The 18,625-nt window shown below is 61.9% G+C and carries 18 protein-coding genes; 2 read left to right on the top strand and 16 right to left on the bottom strand.

The features are described 5' to 3' along the window. Positions 1–201 precede the first annotated feature (201 nt). Positions 202–1,347, top strand: a complete 1,146-nt coding sequence (gene mdoC / locus AC6I8F_RS11885) for a glucans biosynthesis protein MdoC (protein ID WP_021506447.1) — start codon at positions 202–204, stop codon at positions 1,345–1,347. 40 nt (positions 1,348–1,387) lie between these two features. On the opposite strand, the gene AC6I8F_RS11890 is transcribed toward mdoC, so the two are convergent. After that, a complete protein-coding gene (locus tag AC6I8F_RS11890) occupies positions 1,388–2,848 on the bottom strand; it encodes a phospholipase D-like domain-containing protein (protein WP_159378282.1) in 1,461 nt (486 codons plus the stop codon). Between the two features lie 152 nt (positions 2,849–3,000). Between AC6I8F_RS11890 and AC6I8F_RS11895 the strand changes: the two genes are divergently transcribed. Continuing rightward, positions 3,001–4,140: a beta-glucosidase gene (locus AC6I8F_RS11895; RefSeq protein WP_264239602.1), complete on the top strand. Its 1,140-nt coding sequence runs from the start codon at positions 3,001–3,003 to the stop codon at positions 4,138–4,140. On the opposite strand, the gene AC6I8F_RS11900 is transcribed toward AC6I8F_RS11895, so the two are convergent. From AC6I8F_RS11900 to AC6I8F_RS11970, 15 genes are all read right to left on the bottom strand, one after another. Next, positions 4,137–4,313: a hypothetical protein gene (locus AC6I8F_RS11900; protein ID WP_021506450.1), complete on the bottom strand. Its 177-nt coding sequence runs from the start codon at positions 4,311–4,313 to the stop codon at positions 4,137–4,139. The genes AC6I8F_RS11895 and AC6I8F_RS11900 overlap by 4 nt on opposite strands. Positions 4,314–4,626: 313 nt before the next feature. After that, positions 4,627–6,828: a TonB-dependent receptor gene (locus tag AC6I8F_RS11905; protein WP_413676360.1), complete on the bottom strand. Its 2,202-nt coding sequence runs from the start codon at positions 6,826–6,828 to the stop codon at positions 4,627–4,629. 169 nt (positions 6,829–6,997) lie between these two features. After that, positions 6,998–8,230, bottom strand: a complete 1,233-nt coding sequence (locus AC6I8F_RS11910; RefSeq protein ID WP_021506452.1) for a beta-ketoacyl-ACP synthase — start codon at positions 8,228–8,230, stop codon at positions 6,998–7,000. Further along, a complete protein-coding gene (locus AC6I8F_RS11915; RefSeq protein WP_211726483.1) occupies positions 8,230–8,961 on the bottom strand; it encodes a 3-ketoacyl-ACP reductase FabG2 in 732 nt (243 codons plus the stop codon). Before AC6I8F_RS11915 ends, AC6I8F_RS11910 begins: the two co-directional genes overlap by 1 nt. Beyond that, entirely contained in the window at positions 8,961–9,434 is a 474-nt protein-coding gene (locus tag AC6I8F_RS11920) for a hotdog family protein (protein WP_059010477.1), read from the bottom strand. Before AC6I8F_RS11920 ends, AC6I8F_RS11915 begins: the two co-directional genes overlap by 1 nt. Further along, the gene (locus AC6I8F_RS11925; RefSeq protein WP_058759687.1) at positions 9,427–10,584 is read right to left on the bottom strand and encodes a beta-ketoacyl-[acyl-carrier-protein] synthase family protein; all 1,158 of its coding nucleotides are present in this window, start codon (positions 10,582–10,584) and stop codon (positions 9,427–9,429) included. The genes AC6I8F_RS11920 and AC6I8F_RS11925 overlap by 8 nt, the downstream gene beginning before the upstream one ends. Continuing rightward, positions 10,581–11,156: a DUF3261 domain-containing protein gene (locus AC6I8F_RS11930; protein ID WP_059010480.1), complete on the bottom strand. Its 576-nt coding sequence runs from the start codon at positions 11,154–11,156 to the stop codon at positions 10,581–10,583. The genes AC6I8F_RS11925 and AC6I8F_RS11930 overlap by 4 nt, the downstream gene beginning before the upstream one ends. Beyond that, a complete protein-coding gene (locus AC6I8F_RS11935; RefSeq protein ID WP_498028050.1) occupies positions 11,153–13,474 on the bottom strand; it encodes an MMPL family transporter in 2,322 nt (773 codons plus the stop codon). The genes AC6I8F_RS11930 and AC6I8F_RS11935 overlap by 4 nt, the downstream gene beginning before the upstream one ends. Next, positions 13,440–14,051, bottom strand: coding sequence for an outer membrane lipoprotein carrier protein LolA (locus AC6I8F_RS11940; RefSeq protein ID WP_152391132.1), 612 nt, complete (start codon positions 14,049–14,051; stop codon positions 13,440–13,442). Before AC6I8F_RS11940 ends, AC6I8F_RS11935 begins: the two co-directional genes overlap by 35 nt. Beyond that, entirely contained in the window at positions 14,048–14,464 is a 417-nt protein-coding gene (locus AC6I8F_RS11945; RefSeq protein ID WP_021508257.1) for an acyl-CoA thioesterase, read from the bottom strand. Before AC6I8F_RS11945 ends, AC6I8F_RS11940 begins: the two co-directional genes overlap by 4 nt. Continuing rightward, entirely contained in the window at positions 14,457–16,151 is a 1,695-nt protein-coding gene (locus AC6I8F_RS11950; protein WP_498028051.1) for a glycosyltransferase family 2 protein, read from the bottom strand. The genes AC6I8F_RS11945 and AC6I8F_RS11950 overlap by 8 nt, the downstream gene beginning before the upstream one ends. After that, entirely contained in the window at positions 16,145–16,492 is a 348-nt protein-coding gene (locus tag AC6I8F_RS11955; RefSeq protein WP_498028052.1) for an ApeI family dehydratase, read from the bottom strand. The genes AC6I8F_RS11950 and AC6I8F_RS11955 overlap by 7 nt, the downstream gene beginning before the upstream one ends. Further along, positions 16,479–17,807 carry an AMP-binding protein gene (locus AC6I8F_RS11960; RefSeq protein WP_498028053.1) on the bottom strand — a complete coding sequence of 443 codons (1,329 nt, stop codon included), beginning with the start codon at positions 17,805–17,807 and terminating at the stop codon, positions 16,479–16,481. Before AC6I8F_RS11960 ends, AC6I8F_RS11955 begins: the two co-directional genes overlap by 14 nt. Then, positions 17,804–18,364 carry a COG4648 family protein gene (locus AC6I8F_RS11965; protein WP_021508261.1) on the bottom strand — a complete coding sequence of 187 codons (561 nt, stop codon included), beginning with the start codon at positions 18,362–18,364 and terminating at the stop codon, positions 17,804–17,806. Before AC6I8F_RS11965 ends, AC6I8F_RS11960 begins: the two co-directional genes overlap by 4 nt. 8 nt (positions 18,365–18,372) lie before the next feature. After that, positions 18,373–18,624 (bottom strand): acyl carrier protein, encoded by a 252-nt coding sequence (locus AC6I8F_RS11970; protein ID WP_021508262.1) that lies wholly within the window; start codon positions 18,622–18,624, stop codon positions 18,373–18,375. Position 18,625 lies beyond the last annotated feature (1 nt).

The raw sequence follows: 18,625 nt of genomic DNA on the forward strand, positions 1-18,625 counted from the left end.
TTATTCGGTTTTCCGACAGCTTATGTAAAAGATTGTTCCCCTGATTCGTAAGCCGAAAGTGTACTTTTCGGATAATTAAACCCGGAAGATTAAGAAACAGATTCACCTGATAGTATACGCTGTTTACAGCCGGTAGAATTTCGTCCGGCATAATCCGGTTTCAGGGTGAAACCGGCAAGTAAACTGACAAACCGGAAGCTTATGAGTTCAGCCAAACCCGAACGTGAATATTTCCTCGACTCGATTCGAGCGTATTTAATGCTGCTGGGCGTGCCTTTTCACGTCTCACTGATTTACTCGACCCAACGCTGGTCGGTTAACAGCCAGGACGCCTCACTGTGGCTGACGGTGCTGAATGATTTTATTCACGCCTTCCGCATGCAGGTGTTCTTTGTTATTTCAGGTTATTTCTCGTATATGCTCTATCTGCGCTATCAGCCCAACCGCTGGCTGAAGGTGCGGCTGGAGCGCGTCGGCATTCCGCTGTTAACCGCGGTGCCGCTCATTACCCTGCCGCAGTTTTTTATGCTGAAAAATCTCACCAGCAAAGTCGGCGACTGGGCAAACTTCTCGCTGTATGACAAGTACAACGCGCTGATGTGGGATCTGATTTCGCACCTGTGGTTTTTACTGGTACTGGTGATTCTGACCGCGTTTGGCATGCTGAGCTTCCGCTGGCTGCGCGATCAGCAGCGCCGCATCGATTATCAGCAGGTTGGCTGGGGCAAGCTGACGCTGGCCCTGCTGGCCTATGCGCTGGTGTGGTGCGCCTTCCGCCGGCTGATTTTCCACTTTGCTCCCGCGCTGTTAATGGATGGCCTGTTCAGCATTGCGGTTATGCAGTCGCTGTTCTTCCTGCCGTTCTTTATGCTGGGTGCGCTGAGCTGGAAACATCAGGCGCTGAAAGCGCTGTTTGTGCGTTTTAATCCGGTGATGTGCTTTGGTGCCATTGCGGTGTTTATCGCGTACAGCCTGAATCAGCGCTACAGCAGCGGTGAAGGCTGGCTGTACGAGCTTGATGCCATCATTTCTACGCTGATGGGCTTGTGTATGCTTAACGTCTGCTTCAGCTTCGGCCACAAGCTGCTGAACAGCCACTCGCCGCGCATCATGTATCTGGTGAACGCGTCGCTGTTTATCTATCTGGTGCACCATCCGCTGACCATCCTGTACGGCATCTACGTTACGCCACACATCAGCAGTAATACGCTGGGCTTTTTTGTCGGGCTGCTGATGGTGTTTGGCGTTGCCTTTGCCCTGTACGAGATTCATCTGCGTATCCCGCTGCTGCGCTTTTTGTTCTCCGGCAAGCCGCAGCGCAAACCAGAGACCTCCGCGCAGACGTAACGGCGTGCTTACCCGCCGGGCTGCGCGCGTTGCAGCCCGGCTATAGCAGCCACTCCACCGGCAGACGCCATACCAGCCGCACCAGCAAACGCTGCAATAGCGTGCACTGCGGCTCGTGCTTATGCACCACTTCCCGCGCTTCGCCGCTGTACTCAACCCAGTTAACGCGGCCCCACTTATCCAGCCGCAGTGCCCAGGCGCGGTCGCGCATGCCGCTGCTAAAACGCTGATGGGTCTGCTGCGCCAGCGCTTCGCTCTCAATCACCAGCCCCATCTCCGTATTCAGCACCGCCGAACGCGGATCGAAATTAAACGAGCCAATAAACACTTTGCGGTTATCGACGGTGAAAGTCTTGGCGTGCAGGCTGGAGCCGGAATTCCCGGTCAGGCCGCGATCGTGCGGGGCATCCGCGGCATTGGCCTGCGGCTTCAGTTCGTAGAGCGCAATGCCGTGACGCAGCAGCTTCTTGCGCCAGCGCGCATAGCCAGCGTGAACCACGGTGACATCATTGGCGGCCAGCGAGTTGGTTAAGATGGCGATCTTAACGCCCCGCCGCTTCAGCGCCAGCAGCTGCGCCACGCCGGCACGGGTCGGGACAAAATAGGCCGAGATGATATCGAACTGCTGCTGCGGCGTGCCGATCACCTCCAGCATGCGCTGCGGCAGCAAAGAGGAGCGCTTCGCTTTGCCCAGCCCTTTGCGCGGATCGTCACTTAACAGCCGCGTGTGTGCCCAGGTCATGCTCAGCGAGCCCTGCTCCAGCTGGCTGACAAAGGAGGATTTCTCCAGCCGCGCCAGGTAGCGCTGCACCGCCTCGCTCTGCTGCCACTCCGGCGGTAAACGCACCGCTTCATGCGGCGGTGCGCCGGTGTCCACGACGCTGCGCAACGGCGATACCGCTTTGCTGTGCCAGTAGCGGGCGAAATCTTCCGCCACTTCATCTACCGCCGGTCCCAGCGCCAGCACGTCGAGATCGGTAAACAGCGGCTCATTGCCGGTGCCAAAATATTCGTCGCCGATGTTACGGCCGCCCACCAGCGTTACCGCGCCGTCCACGGTCAGGCTTTTGTTGTGCATCCGGCGATTCAGGCGGGCGAAGTCAGTCAGATAGCCCAGCGCGCGCAGGGTTCGAAACGAGAAGGGATTAAACAGCCGCACGGCGATATTCGGATGCCGATCGAGTTCGGCCAGCGTTTCATCCAGCCCGGGCGTATTGTTGTCATCCAGCAGCAGGCGCACCTGTACGCCGCGCTCCGCCGCATCCAGCAGCGCGCTGAACAGCAGGCGTCCGGACATGTCGTTGTGCCAGATGTAATACTGGACGTCGATGGTGTGCTGCGCCATGCCCATCAGCAGATAGCGTGCCGCAAACGCATCCAGCCCATCGTTCAGCGGATGAATGCCGCTCAGTCCCGGATGATGGGCACATTGCTGTTGCGCATGTTCTCTCAACCCGTCGCCTGGCCGTTCGCGTGAGGAACGCAATGCCGCTTCGCTCATACTCAATCCCTGCTTACCCTGAAGCTGTTATTGTTGGTATCACCGCACGTAAAGGCAATCAGAGCCGTCTACTTCCGCGTCGGGTGCGGCGTTAATTTAGTCTAGACTTAGCCAGGCGTTCTGCATCCGGCGTTCTTCGTGAGGAGAAGATCATGACTCAGCTATCCCCGCGCCATCAGCCCCGGCTATTTCGCAGCTTTTTTCAGGGCAGCTTCCCCTGCTCTACCGCCTGCCGCAGCGGCGGGCGACGACTGGATATGGTCATCAGCAGCGGCCACGACATGCTGCTGGAGAAAGATTACGCCGCGCTGGCGCAGGAAGGATTGCGCACCGCGCGCGACGGCGCCCGCTGGCACCTGATTGAAGCCACGCCAGGTGAATACGACTGGCGCACCTTTCTGCCGATGATTCACGCGGCGGCGCGCCATGATTTACAAATCATCTGGGAGCTGGCGCACTTTGGCTACCCCGATCATCTCGATATCTGGAAGCCGGCGTTTGTGGAGCACTTTGGCCGCTTCGCGCGCGCCATGGCTGAGCTGATGCGGGATGAGGGCGTGGAGCAGCCGTTCTTTACGCCTATCAATCAGATATCCTTCTGGTCCTGGGCCGGCGCCGATGTATCGTGGCTCGATCCCTACGCCAGCGCGCGAGGTCGCGAACTGAAACGTCAGCTGGTGCGCGCCTCGCTGACGGCCATGCACGCCATTCGCGACGTCTATCCGGACGCCCGCTTCGTGCTGACCGACCCGCTGGTGCAGATCGCCGCCGATCCGCATAACCCCGACAGTAAACCCTATGCCGACAGCCAGCATCAGGCGCAGTTTGAAGCCTGGGACTGGCTGGCAGGACGCGATGCGCCGGAGCTGGGTGGTCAGCCCGATTTTCTCGACATCCTGGGGCTGAACTATTATCCCGACAACCACTGGTTCTTCTCCGGCGACACCATTCCGCCCGACCACCCGCAGCGTCAGCCGCTGCACCGGCTGCTGATGCAGTGCTGGCAGCGTTATCAGCGCCCGCTGCTGCTGGCGGAAACCGGCGCGGAAGGCGACGCGCGCGCGCCCTGGCTGCGGCATGTCAGTGATGAAGCGCGGCTGGCCTTAGCGCAGGGCGTGGCGCTGGAAGGCATTTCGCTCTATCCGGTGGTGGAGTATCCGGCGTGGGCCGACGATCGGCGCTCGCCTGGCGCGCTGTTTGGTCTGGGCGATCCCAATGGCAATCGCACCCTGCATGAAGCGCTGGCGCTGGAGTTACGCAGTCAGCAGATTAAATGGCGCACCCAGGATTAAGAGTGCTGCACCGGGCTGGCGGTTTTGGGCGGGCAGGTTTGTACATCCAGTGACGGATCGGCTGGATGGCGCACGTCCGTCAGCCAGGTCATAGTGAAAAGGAACACTACGCCGATCAGGCAGGCGGAAAGCAGTCCAATGATGGCGATCAGTTTGTCATCCCGGGATTCCATCGACATCTCCTTGCGGGCGTCCGTAGTCGGTTGCTGGCCTCAGCTCATCCATAATGTAAGCATCAGGACGAAGATTATAAGGGTAACCGAGGTCACTGCAAGTACCACAATGGCGAAGTGCGCATCATCCAGCGATTGCCGTAAAGGTTCGTCGTGATCGTCAGGTGGCGCGGGTGAACTCATGATGACTCAACAGGAAAGAGGCGTTTTTCAGCGGGATTGCCGCACAGAGTGTAATGGAATAGCGGCCAACGTACAGCACTATTTCTGTCGGAAAAGACCACGGAGCGTCACTACGCCCCGTGGTGGCCGCTTAGAAATCGTAGCTCATGCTGATTTTCAGCGTGCGCGGGTCGCCCTGCGCGAGATAGGTGCCGGTGTCATCAACGTTTGACCAGTACTTCTCATTGGTGACGTTTTCGACCGCCACGCGCCACACCAGATCGTTCTGATTCACCTTCATGCGGTAACGCATACCAAGATCCAGCGTGGTATAGCTGTCCAGCTTGAGGGTATTGGCCGAGTTGGCGTACTGAGAGCCGCTGTGGTTGAGCAGCGCCGTGGCCGTCAGACCCTCCACCGGCTTGATGTCATACTCCGCGCCCAGCACGTAGGTGTAGCGCGGCACGCCGATCGCCTGTTTGCCATCGTAAGTGCCGCCGGCGGTTTTCTTCATCACCGGATCGATCCAGGTGGCGCTGGCGTTGAGGCGCAGGCCCAGCACCGGCTCACCAAACACGTTGGCTTCCACGCCGCGATGGCGCTGCTCGCCATCCATGACGTAGACATTGTCACTGTTGATCAGGCCGGACGGTTTCTGGATTTCGAACAGCCCCAGCGAGCCGCCGATGCGGCCGAAATCCGTTTTCACGCCGATCTCATTCTGCTTCGAGTGCGCCACGCCGGTCACGGTGCCATAGTTGACGGCGTCTTTAGGGGCCACTTCACCAGGCTGCAGCGCTTCCGTATGGTTCGCGTACAGCGCCACTTCTTTCCACGGCTTGTAGACCACGCCGTAGGTTGGCATCCAGCGGTCGTTGGTGAAGCGCGAATCAACGCTTTCCGCGCCGGTGTTGTAGTTATAGCTGCGCACCACCACTTTCTGATGGCGAGCACCGACGGTCACCAGCAGCGTATCGTCCAGTAATCCCAGCGTATCGCTCAGCAGATAGCCCTGGGTGCGGGTACGTGACGTGGTAAGCGGATCGGAGAACTTGCCGCCGGCGAAGGTGGCCGCCGGTTCCGCCACGTCACCGCTGTGGTAGATATTAAACGGCGTGCCCACCAGCGACATGTCGTAGGCATTTTTCGCATTGGTGGTCAGCGCCGAGTAACCCACGTTGACTTTATGACTGACGAAACCGGTGTGGAACTCACCGCGCAGCCCCACCATGCCGCTCATGTTGTCCTGAATACGGTTGGAGTAGAAGCTGCTGATGGTGCCGTCACCGTTGCTGTTGGTAATGGTCGGCGCGCCGTAGTTGCCGGTTTCATGAGCGTGCTGTGCGCCGAGGCCGGCATAGGCCGTCCAGCTGTCGGTAATATCGTATTCTGCTTTGGCGATACCGAATTCAGATTCCATATCGCTGTACACCCATTTCTGGCTGTAGTTATGCGAATTTGACGGCACCGGCGGAATCACGCCGGCGCTGGCGAATTTCACGCCCTGTAAGCCGTCATGGAAGGTTTTCTTCTGATAGCCAACGTCCAGCGAGGTGCGCAGCCGATCGCCGCGATAATCAAGACCGACCGAGGCCGCCGTGGTGCGTTTTTTCTCGCCGTCAACGCCGGTTTCACCTTCGCGATGCACGGCGTTAACCCGCACGCCAAACTGATTGTTATCGCCAAAGCGACGCCCCACGTCCAGCGTTCCACCAACCTGAGACGAGGAGGTGTAATCGAGGCCAATGCGATTGATCGGCGTATCTTCGGCATGTTTCGGCTCGAGGTTGATCATACCGCCGACGCCGGAACTGGCTGCGCCGTTAACCAGACTGTTCGCGCCTTTGAAGATCTCCACGCGATCGATCAGCGAAGCGTCCATCACCTGGCGCGGTACCACACCGGGCAGACCGCCGAAAGTCATATCATCGCCGTCGAGAGTAAAACCCCGAATGCGGTAAGTTTCAGCAAAATTGCCGTAACCTTTGACGTTCTGCACGCCCGCATCGTTGCGCACCACATCGGCGATGGTTTGCGCTTGCTGGTCCTGAATCATTTTTGCCGTATAGCCGATGACGTTGAACGGCACGTCCATGGCGTTTTGCTCGCCCAGCATGCCGAGGCGACCGCCGTGGGCAATCTGGCCGTCGAGAAAGGCCGGTACTAAGTCGTTGCCGCCGGGTTTGAATTCACTCTGCGGCGTGGCGGTGACGGTCAGCGTCTGCTGTTCGTTAGCGCCCTGAGGAGCATTACTGGTGTTAGTGGTAGCAGCCATCACTGGCAAACAACCGGCGCTGACCAGCATGGCCAGCAGCGTCGGTTTCATTCCGGGATTGAAAGGCGTTCTGCGCATGGTTATCCCCTGATGTAAATTATATTGAGAATCATTATTATTGCGGTTTGCGATTATGCGCAGCGTACAGCCAAATGCAAGCAAAATCCGGCGGTGTATCACCGCCAGAGGCATCATCGGGGAGGAAGATTCCCGCCGGGCGACGGGAATGAGGGGTAAACGGAGAGACTCAGGCGTCGCGCCAGCGTTTAAACACCAGCGAGGTGTTGATACCGCCAAAAGCAAAGTTGTTTGACTGGACGTAATCGGTCTGTAGCTGCCGGGGCGCGCCAGTGATGTAATCCAGCTCACCGCATTCGGCGGCGGGCTGCGTCAGATTCAGCGTGGGCGCAAACCAGCCCTCACGCATCATCTCAATACTCATCCAGGCTTCCAGCGCGCCGCAGGCACCCAGCGTGTGACCGAAATAGCTTTTCAGCGAAGAGATGGGCGTACGATTGCCAAAAATTGCTGCCGTCGCCTGGCTTTCGGCAATATCGCCGCGATCGGTGGCGGTACCGTGTGCGTTAATGTAACCAATCTGCGCTGCCGTCACCCCTGCGCTGTCCAGCGCGCGCTGAATACAAATCTGCATGGTTTCACGCTGCGGCTGAGTGATATGGGCCGCGTCACAGTTCGTGTGAAAACCGACCAGCTCCGCATAGATGGTCGCGCCGCGCGCCTGCGCATGTGCCAGCGATTCCAGGATCAGCGTGCCCGCCCCTTCACCAATCACCAGACCGTCGCGCTGTTGATCGAACGGTGCCGGCGAGGTGTGCGGCGCGTCGTTACGCTGGCTGGTGGCAAACAGCGTATCGAACACGGCGGCTTCCGAGGGGCACAGCTCCTCTGCCCCGCCCGCGACCATCACGGTCTGATAGCCATGGCGAATGGCTTCCCACGCGTAGCCAATCGCCTGGCTGCCGGAAGTGCAGGCGCTGGACGTGGGAATCACGCGACCGCGCAGACCAAAAAACAGTCCAGCGTTAACTGCCGTGGTGTGCGGCATCATCTGCACGTAGGTGGTGCCGGTGATGTTGTTGGTGTGCTTTTCCGTCAGCATGGTGGCGAACTCGCTCACCGGACCGGTGCTGCCGGTCGAAGACCCATAGGCGATGCCGGTTTCACCACTGGTCAGCACCGGATGATCAATCAGGCCGGCCTGCTCCAGCGCCAGCTCGGTGGCACGCGTCGCCAGCAGTGAGACGCGGCCCATGGCGCGGATGCGTTTACGCGTGTAGTGCGGCGGCAGCGTGAAGTCATCGACCGGCGCGCCCAGCAGCGTGTGCAGGCCATCATAGACTTGCCACTCCGGCATTTTACGTACCGCATTCTGGCCCTGTTTAATGCGCTGCGCCACCGCGCTCCAGCTCTCACCGAAAGCAGTGACGCCGCCCATACCGGTAACCACTACCCGCTGCATCACAACATCCCTCCGTTGATGGAAATCACCTGCCGCGTAACGTAGCCAGCGATATCCGACATCAGATAGCTGGCCAGGCCAGCGACTTCGTCTGCCGCGCCCATACGTTTCATCGGAATGATTTTCAGCGCTTCGTCGATTACCTGCGGCTCAAGATCGGTCATGCCGGTATCGATCAAACCTGGCGCGATACAGTTAACGGTGATTTTGCGTTTCGCCAGTTCAATCGCCAGCGCTTTCGTGGCGCCGATGATACCGGCCTTGGCCGCGCTGTAGTTGACCTGTCCGCGGTTGCCCATCATGCCAGATACCGAAGAGAGGGTAATGATGCGTCCGCCCTGGCGCAGGCCGATCATCGGCATGACGCAGGGATGAATCACGTTGTAAAAGCTGTCGAGGTTAGTGTGGATCACGCTGTCCCATTCGTCTTCAGTAAGCGCCGGAAAAGCACCGTCGCGGGTAATGCCCGCATTGCTGATCACGCCATAATAAGCACCGTGCGCGGCGATATCCTGCTCCAGCGCGTTACGCGTGGCTTCCCGCTGTGCCACGTCAAACTGCAGCGTGCGGCCGCAGCCGCCTGCGGCAACGATCTGCGCCAGCGTCTGCTGCGCACCGGCGGCGTCGCGGTGGTAATGCACCACAATATCAAATCCGTCGGCGGCCAGACGTAAGGCCATGGCACGGCCAATACCTTTACTGGCCCCGGTTACTAATACGCTGCGGGTCATCACTCGGTTCCTTGTTGCGCTAATCGGGTTAATTCGTCGTCGTCGGGCTGGTAGGTGTTCAGTCGTCCGCTGGCCAGCAGGCTGGTGCCGCAGCGGATCTCGCCCTCAAAACTGCCCAGCTTGTCATCGCGCATCAGCAGGTGCATCTCAATCTGCAACTCACTGTGTGCCGCGAAGGTGGGCGCACTGGCACGATAGCCGCGCCCGCCCAGCAGCATGCCGGGGCGGATGTCACTGGCGCCGCGCTGGCGGGCATGAAAGCCGGACCAGACGCCCACGGTCTGCGCCATGATCTCGACGCCAAACCACGCCGGCAGCTCGCCCTGCGGCGTGAGGAACGGTGCCAGCACGCCCTGCGGGCTCACCGTGACCGTACAGACAACGCTGTCTGGCGTGACGTCAAGCACGCGCTCAAGCAGCAGCAGCGGCGCGCGGTGCGGCAGGTAATCGCCCACCGGCAAAAAATCATTCATGCGAAGATCCTACAATCAGGCAGGTATTGTTCCCGCCAAAGGCAAATGAGTTAGAGGCAATCACCGGGCGCGCCAGCGGCTGTGCCACAGTCAGCAGTCCACAGGGCGGCAGCGTACTATCCTGCGTCGCGTGCGAAAAATCCTGCGGCGGCAGCGACAACTGTTGCTGGATAATCAGGGCCGCCAGCGCGGCTTCGGTGGCGCCTGCTGCGCCCAGCGTGTGGCCGGTGAGGTGCTTGGTAGAGCTGCACGGCACGGCGTCACCGAACAGGCGGTGAATCACCGCCGCTTCAACCTGATCGTTCAGCGGCGTGGCGGTACCGTGCAGATTGATATAGCCCACCTCGTGCGGCTGCAAACCGGCCTGCTGCAGCGCCATGCGCATGGCGGCTTCCGCGCCCACGCCCTGCGGATGCGGCGCTGACATGTGCCAGGCATCTGACGATTCACCGCAGCCCAGCAGCGCCAGCGGCTGCGGCTCGCGCGTCAGCAGCAGCAGCGCCGCCGCTTCGCCAATCGAAATACCGTCGCGTCCGGCGCTGAACGGTGCGCAGTGATGTTCCGACAGCGAATCGAGGCTGGCAAAGCCGTTAATCGGCATGCGGCTGAGCGAGTCCGCACCGCCCACCAGCGCTACGTCGGCCAGACCGGCAGCAATCAGCCGCGCCCCGCTAATGATGGCGCGCGCGCTGGAGGAGCAGGCAGTAGAAATCGTGTACGCCGGGCCATCCAGCTGCAGATAGTGCGCCAGAAAGCGCGACGGATCGCCCAGTTCCTGCATCCGGTAGTCATAACCGGCATGGCCGCCGTCCGTCTGCCGATCGCCCTCATCCACGCCGGAAGTACTGGTGCCCAGCACGATGGCCACGCGGGCGCGACCATAGCGCGTAATCGCCTCATCCAGCGCTGGCTGGCACTGCTGCAGCGCCGCCAGCAGCAATCGATTGTTGCGCGTATCATGCGCCGCCAGTTCAGCCGGTACCGGCGGCAGCGCGCCCGGCACTTCACCCAGCCAGCAGCGCTTGCCCTGCGCTAACCAGCCGTCACGCGGCTGCATGCCGGGCGCTGTGCCCTGCTGTAGCTGGGCGGCAATCTGCGCCAGGCTGCTGCCCAGCGCATTGACCATGCCAAAAGCCGACAGGTAAATCATGAGGAGGCGTCCAGATGCTGGATGTGAATCTGATAGCCAAAGGCGCGCTGATCGACGCTAATCGGCTCACGCTGTTCCCCGCGCTGCAGATAATGAATCTGGCTGATCAACTGGCCGGAGGCATCGCGCAATTCGCGCCGGTCGCCCACATCGCGTAGCGTCCAGCCGGACGGCAATTGCGGCTGCCACGCGCTGACCGGCCAGTAGCTCAGCATAATATCGGCCAGCACCTGGCTGGCTGGCGGCAGGTCGGGCAGCGCCATCATCTGCTGGGTATGAATCCCCTGTTGATCGTAAGTGACGCGGAATAGCCGGATGCCAAGCGACGACAGCCCGGCCAGCGAGATCTGCTGCGCATCCGCGCTGAGCAGCACCAGCAATGACTGGGTTTTGCCCTTCACGCGCCCGGTCAGCAACTGCTGCTGCTGAAAGCCGGGCGAGATGCCCGGTGCCGGCAGCGTGACGCGCACGCCGGGTTTGAGCCAGGCCGTGGGCCGGCTGGACTCGTCATGGTGAGACGCACACCCGCTCAGCAGCAGGCTGAGCGCCAGCAGTAACGCACCCATTCTCATCGTGATTTCCTTTTTCCGCCCGCCAGCGCCAGCGGCGCCAGTAAAAATGCACAAAAAATTCCGCTGCACAGCACAGTACCAAAGCTGCTGATGGCGCTGGTGCTGCTGAATACCAGCATGCCCAGCGTCAGCAGCGTGGTCATCATCGCCAGCGTCACCGCCAGCATCGACGTCAGCGGCGTGCCGCGCGGATTACTGAAAAACAGCGTGTAATTGATGCCAATGCCCAGCACCAGAATCAGCGCCAGCAGCGCAAACAGATTCAGACTGGCACCCAGCCAGCCGAGCGTGGCCAGCGCGGCCGCCAGCGACAGCCATGACGGCAGCGCGCTGCGCAGCCCGGCTTTGAGGCCAAGGCGCAGGGTGTAACTGACGGTGATCAGCAGCAGCGCCAGCGCCAGCAGGCCGCTTAGCAGCGTGCGCCAGAAGCCAAACAGCTCATCGTAACGGGCCTTGCGATCGACCCAGCTCACGCCTGCTTGCCCTGTCGCCAGCTTTTGCAGCGCGGCACTGTTCTGCACGCCGCTCACCGGGACCAGCACGCTGCTGCGTCCGTCAGGCAGCGACAGCCACAGCAGCCGCCAGCCTTCACTCAGCGGACTCGCCAGCCACGCCTGCACGCAGACCGGCATCGGCTGCAGACTGGCCTGCGCCGGACGAATACCGGCCTGTTGCAGACGCGCCATGATGGTCGGGGCCGCCTGCTGTAACAGCGCGACATCCTGTTGCTGCTGTTCCAGCGTGCTGAGCGGCAGCAGGCGATAGCTTGTCAGCCAGCCCTGCTGCTGCGCGCGCTGCAGTTCGGGCGCCAGCGCATTAAGCCGCTGCAACACCTGCTGCTCGTTATCACCCCAAACCACAAACCAGGTTTGATCGGCCTGTTGCCCGGTGAGCTGCGCCAGCTGGCGATCCTGCGCCAGCAGCTGCGCCGGCGCGCTCTGCAGATGAGCAATATTATCGTCGACGCGCAGCTGTAAGATGCCGCTCAGCGCGTAAAGGGCTACCAGCAGCGGTAACCCGACGCGCAGCCCGCGCTGGCGGCGCCACGCGGCCAGCCAGCGCGCCAGCCACACCATCGCCGGCACCGGTCGCACCGGCAGGCCGCGCACCAGCCACGGATAGAAACAGATCACCGTCAGGCACGAGGCGCCCAAGCCGCTGGCGGCAAAGACCGCCAGCTGGCGCAGCCCGGGAAACGGTGCCAGCAGCATCAGCAGCCAGGCGATCGCCGTGGTGCCCAGCGCCAGCAGCAGCGTACCGCGCACTTTATGCAGACTCTGCCACGGTGTGGCGTGCTCACCGTGCACCATGCGTTCCGTCAGGTAGTACAGCGTATAATCGGCCGAGATGCCGACAATACTGAGACTCATCACCAGCGTGGTGAGATGCAGCTCACCAAAAAACAGCAGCGTGAACACGGTGCCGGCCATCGCCCCGATGGCTACCGACAGCACGCTCAGTGCCAGCGGCCGCAGTGAGCGAAACACCAGCCACACCAGCAGCAGCAAACCGCCCAGCGTCACGCTGCCCAGCGTGGCAACATCATGCTGCGCGCGCTGGCTGGCATCGTCGCTGAACAGCACCGTGCCGCGCGTCAGCAGCTGCGCCTGCGGCCAGCGCTGTTTCAACTGCTGCTCAAGCTGATGCAGCGCGCTGACCAGCTGATGGCTCTGCGCCATGCTGAAGGCGTTATGTACCAGTTCGCCGTGCAGAAAATACCAGCGGCGCTGCTGCGCATCGCTGACCGTCAGCCAGCCGTTGTGCAGCACCATTTTGCTGGCGTTCTGCTGCAGCGCCAGCTGCGCGCCACGCACCAGCAGCAGCGGGTCACCGGCAAGCTCTTTGCTGCTCACCCCGGCAAACGCCGAAAACAGCTGCGCCAGAATCCAGTCGGCCTGCGCGCCGCCGCCGTGCTGCAGTCGCGCACGCGTCAGCGGATCGATCAACCCGTTGCGATGCTGATAAGCAAAGCTTCCCCAGCGCTGCAGCTGATCATCATCCAGCGCGCCGCTGACCTCACTGAGCATCGGCAGTGCCCGGAGCTGCGCCTGCCACCACGCAGCGGCGGCGTCACCGTCCGCACCGGGCGCACTCACCAGCCACACCAGCTGGCGGTCGAGCCGCTGCATAAAGCCCTGCTGAATCTCTGCCGGTGCCTGGCCAAGATTCTGCTGCGGCAGCAGAGCCAGCACGCTGCTGTTAATGTGGCTGCGCGGCAGTAACCAGGCCAGCGCCAGCATCAGCATCAGACAGACGGCCAGCCACGCGCGCGCGGCAAAAATCTCACTGCGCTGCGGCAAAACGGGCTCGCTCTTCATCAGTCAGTTGGCCGGGCTGCGTACGGGTATCGCTCAGAGTGATTTCCGTTTTATCGCCCTGGCGGTCATCCAGCGTAATGCGGTTGAGATACGCCGCGCCCTGCAGATCGATGCGGTTGAAGATCTTATTCAGCGGTGCCGCTTTCGGCGTCAGGCTCAGCTGCCAGCCGTCGCCACCATCATCGCGGAAATCGAGCACAAAATTCTCGCGCAGTACCTGCTCATCCGCCTGGAACAGCGCGCGCAGCAGATGGTTAAACTGGAACATTTGCGGATTGCTGTCTGCGGTGATCACCTGCGGCGGCTGGCCGCTCATGCTTTGCACCATGCGGTGATCATCCAGAATCAGCGTCATCGGAAACGGTGTCGCCTGGTGCCACCACAGCCCCTGCTGCTGAGCAATCAACAGCTGGCCGCGCGACACCAGCGGCTGCGCCATTCCAGCGATGCTGCGTACCTGAACAAAGCTGGCGCGAATCACCGGCTGGCTGGCAAAGCGCTGCTGTAGCTGTTCCAGCGTCACCGCGCTGGCGCTGGCGCTGAGCAGCGTCAGCAGCAGGCAGACCAGACGAATCATGATGACACCCCCAAACGCTGCAGCAGAATATCCGGCGAGACAAAGCACATCTCCTGCGTGCTGGCGCTGACCGCCACCTGCAGCGTGTGCGCTTTGGTGGTCACCTGCCCGGCAGCGTTACGGATGACATAATCGATGCGCAGCCGGTTCTCATATTCGCTGATGCTGGCTTCAACACGAATGGCCTCTTCACAGCGCAGCGGCAGGCGGTATTTAACCCGGGTATCGACCACCGGCCAGACGTAGCCGCTGGCGCTCATCTCTGCATAGCTGTAGTTGATACTGCGCAGCAGCGCTTCACGCGCCACTTCGAAGTAGCGGAAATAGTTGCCGTGCCACACCACGCCCATCGGATCGCAGTCATGAAACGAGACCACCCGTTCAATCTCCGCGCGCCAGCTTGCGTCACGCATCGCGTTGCTCCTCTTCGGGCAGAGCCCAGAAATCGTAAAAGTTAAACCAGTCCAGCGGTGCCAGCAGGGCATGATGCTGCAGGCGCGCAGCATAGCGATCGACCGCCGCCTGCAGCGCCTGCTGTCGCCCATTGCGCGGCAGCGGTAAAGGATCGGCAAAGGCCTCGCAGTGCACGCGCAGTTTGCCCTGCTGGCGCAGCGCGAACATCAGCAGCACCGGACAACGCAGCGCCGCCGCCAGCACAAAGGGTCCCTGCGGGAACGGTGCCGGTTGGCCCATGAATTCACTCCACACCACGCGCCGTTCGCCGCCGCGCTGACGCTGCACGGCGGTGCGGTCGCCAACAATGGCCACCCACTCACCTGCATCCAGCTTTTGCTGCAGTAAAATTGCGGTGTCCGGGCCGATATCACTGACCGGCAGCAGATTGACGCCCGCCTGCGGCGCAATGCTCTCCAGCACCGCGCGGAAGCGCTGGGCGTTGTCGGTGAACACCAGCGCGTTGATCACCAGACCGCTGACCTGCTTCGCCATCGCCCGGCAGGCTTCGATATCGCCCAGATGCGAGGCGAGAATCAGCTGACCTTTGCCTTCAGCGGCGCGAATCACCGTTTCCGCACCGGGCGCGAAGTCGATATCGCGTCCCCATTGCAGGTCACCGCGCCAGCTGGCGACTTTATCCAGCATGCTGTTGCCAAAACGCAGGAAGTGGCGATAGCTGCTGAGCGGCTGCGGCAGCGCAATCTGCTGTTGATGCGCCACGGCCTGTACGCGCGTCAGCCACTGCTGCGACGCCGACCGCGCCGCGCGACCGCTGAGCCAGTACACCGCCACCACTGGCCACAGCAGCAGAATAAACGGCAGGCGGCCGGCACGCTGGTACAGCCACAGCATAAAGCGCAGCCCCCACTGGCCGCGACGCTCTGGCGTCGCTGCCCAGTGCGCCTGCTGACGCCGGCGGGATAGCAGCTGCGGGATGCGTGGCAGCATGCCAAAGAACAGGCGGGTGTGCATCCACGAGATACGCAGGTTGTCATGCAGCGCGTCAAAGTGTGAGACGCCGCTCGGCGGATAGGTCACGCGCGTGCGGATAAACCGGCTCGGCGTGCCCTGCCAGTAGAGGCGCACCATGATCTCGGTGTCAAAATCCATGCGCTGGCCGATAACGCGGCGATCGCACAGCTCAAGCGACGCTGCCAGCGGATAGACGCGGAAACCGCACATGCTGTCTTTCAGCGAGAACGACAGCGTTTCCACCCATACCCAGAAATGGGTGATGTAGCGTCCATAGAGCCGGGATTTCGGGATTGAGGCATCGTACTGCGGCTGGCCGGAGATCAGGCAGTGCGGATAGCGTTCGGCCTCTGCCAGCATGCGCGGTGTGTCCTCCACCTGATGCTGTCCGTCGGCGTCCAGCTGCAGCGCATGACTGAAGCCCGCGGCCGCGGCGGCGCGCAGTCCGGCAATCACCGCCGCTCCCTTACCCTGGTTGTGCGGCAGCGTCAGCACCCGGAGCTGCGGCGCATCCAGCGCAGCGATGTGCTGTTTGGTCCGGGCATCGCTGCCGTCGTCGACCACGATCACCGGCAGGTTGAATGGGGCCAGCCGCGCCAGCACCGACGCAAGCATGGCACCGTGGTTGTAGCAGGGAATCAGCACGCAGGGCGCAAAAGAGACACTCAGCACAGGCGAATCTTTCCGCTGCTGGCGACCTCAGCCTGCGCACCGCGCAGCAGCACGTAGCGAAAACTCAGCAGCGACTTTTCCGGCAGCCACTGCAACTGCAGCTCCAGCCGCGCATCCGGCGGCACCGGCTGCTGGAATTTGATGTTTTCAATCGAGGCAAAGCTCTTACCCGGCGCGAGGCGCGTCAGGCCGTAGTGCAGTACCCAGTCAAGCTGCGCCACTCCCGGCAGAATCGGCAGCGTCGGGAAGTGGCCGCGAAACCACAGCAGGTCGGCAGCCGCCAGCAGGCGCAGGGTGAGCGTGCCATCCTGCTGTTGCGCGTCTAATTCAACCGGTAACATCAAACAATTCCTCTATCTGCGGCCATGCGCGCTTGCTCTGCGCGGTGACCGGAATCGCCGTCACCACCCGCCAGTAGCGCGGCATGGCGACCGGCTCCAGCCAGGGTTGCAGCGCGCGTTTCCATTGTTGTTTACGCTGGTGCAGCGTGGCGGCGTCTGGCAGCTGCGGCAGCGCCAGCACCACCGCGATGGCATGGCGGCCGTGACGCTGAATCGCCAGCGCGGCGGCATCTTCCACTCCAGGCAGCGCCAGCAGGCGACGCTCTACTTCGCTCAGCGACACGCGCTTGTCTTCAATTTTCACCACCCGATCCTGGCGCCCTGCCAGCTGAAACCGGCCCGACGGCTGCTGCACGATACGGTCGTCCAGCGCACAGCCCGCGCGGCTCTCCAGCAGATCGGAGAAGACCTGCCAGCGCTGCGGCGCGATCTCGCGCAGCGAGACGTGGGGGAAGCACTGCCACAGCGCAGCGTCATCGCTGGCCCGGCGCCACGCGATCACCCCGGTTTCGGTACTGCCGTAAATTTCATCCACCGCGCAGTCCAGCGTTTGCTGCGCGCGTTGCGCATCCGCGCCCGGCAGCGCGCCGCCCGCGGAGACAATCAGTGCACAAGGCGGCGCCACCAGCGCCGTGTCCAGCCGGCGCAAAAACGCCGGACTGCTGATAAAGGCGTAGCGGCGATCGGCACGCTGATCCGCCAGTTGCTCACCATAAAAAATTTGCTGCGCGGCGAACGGCAGGCCGAGCGCCATCGGCAGAATAATGCGAAAACTCAGGCCATACAGATGCTGATGGCTTACCGAGGCAATGACGTGACACCCCTGCAGACGCGTGCCCCACAGATCGGCCAGCCACTGAGCTTCCAGATCCATAGCGCGCAGTGATTTGACCACGCGACGCGGCGTTCCGGTTGAGCCGGAGGTGAACAGCACCAGACTAGCCTGCGCCGCTATCTCTGGCAGCGCGCCCTGCGCCAGCGCGCCGTCCCAGCGTAGCTGTGGCAGGGTGACCGCCAGCGGCATATCGCTGATCACGCCATCAAGACTGTCGTGCATCTCTTCCAGCTGCGCTGCGCGGCAGTGGCCGGGGATGACCGGCGTTTTGCCGGCGTACCAGCTCGCCAGCAGCGCCACGGTAAAGTGGTAACTGTTGTCAAAGCACAGCGCCCAGCGTGCGCCAGGCTGCGCCTGTAGCTGATGGGTTAAGCCCAGCACCTGCTGCCGCATCTGCGCCAGCGTATGCAGCTGTTGCCCCTGCCAGGCGACGAGACGATCGGCGCCGTGCAGCCAGTCGCGAATCGCCACGGCCTTCATGCGTGTTTCCTCATGCGCTGACGCAGCAGCCATTCGCCGCCCATCAGCGCGCCCATCAGCACATAGCTGATGCACCCGTTCCAGAGTGTCCATAGCCGGATATGACTCAGCAGGCAGGTAGTCAGGGCCACGCTGCCGTTGAAAATAAAAAACCCGCACCACACCTGCGTCACGCGTCGGGTATAACGGACGGCACGCGGCGGCAGCTGAGGTTCACGCAGGCGCGCCAGGCGCTCTACCAGCGGCATCGGGCTGAACAGCGACGCGGCGAACAGCAGAAGCAACAGGCCATTCACCACCACCGGATACCACAGCAGCAGATGCTGCGCCCGCAACACGATACTGGCGAGAGACAGCAGGCAGCCGATCAGCGCCAGCAGCAGCAGCGTGCGGTTCAGCGCGCCCTGCGCCTGACGCAGGCTCCAGATGCGCGCCGCAAACACCAGCGCCAGCAGCACCAGCACGCCGCGCCACTGCGGGTGAGTCAGCGCCAGCCATACCAGCAATGGCCAGGCGATCAGCGCCAGCGCGTTCAGCAGCTGCAACAGCCTGTGCATGGCGTTTATCAGGCCTGGTCGCGCATCAGCTGGTCGACGGCGTCAACCACGTCCTGTACGGTGCGCACCGCGCGGAAGGCTTCTGGCTTGATCTTACGCCCGGTGCGTTTTTGCAGATGCACCACCATGTCAACCGCATCAATACTGTCGAGTTCGAGATCTTCATACAGGCGAGCGTCCGGGCGGATCTCGTCCGGATCAATTTCGAACAGCGTAGTCAGCAGCGTCGCCACTTCCTGGTAAATATCTTGTTTATTCATG

This window comes from gamma proteobacterium symbiont of Axiagastus rosmarus, assembly GCF_059730925.1.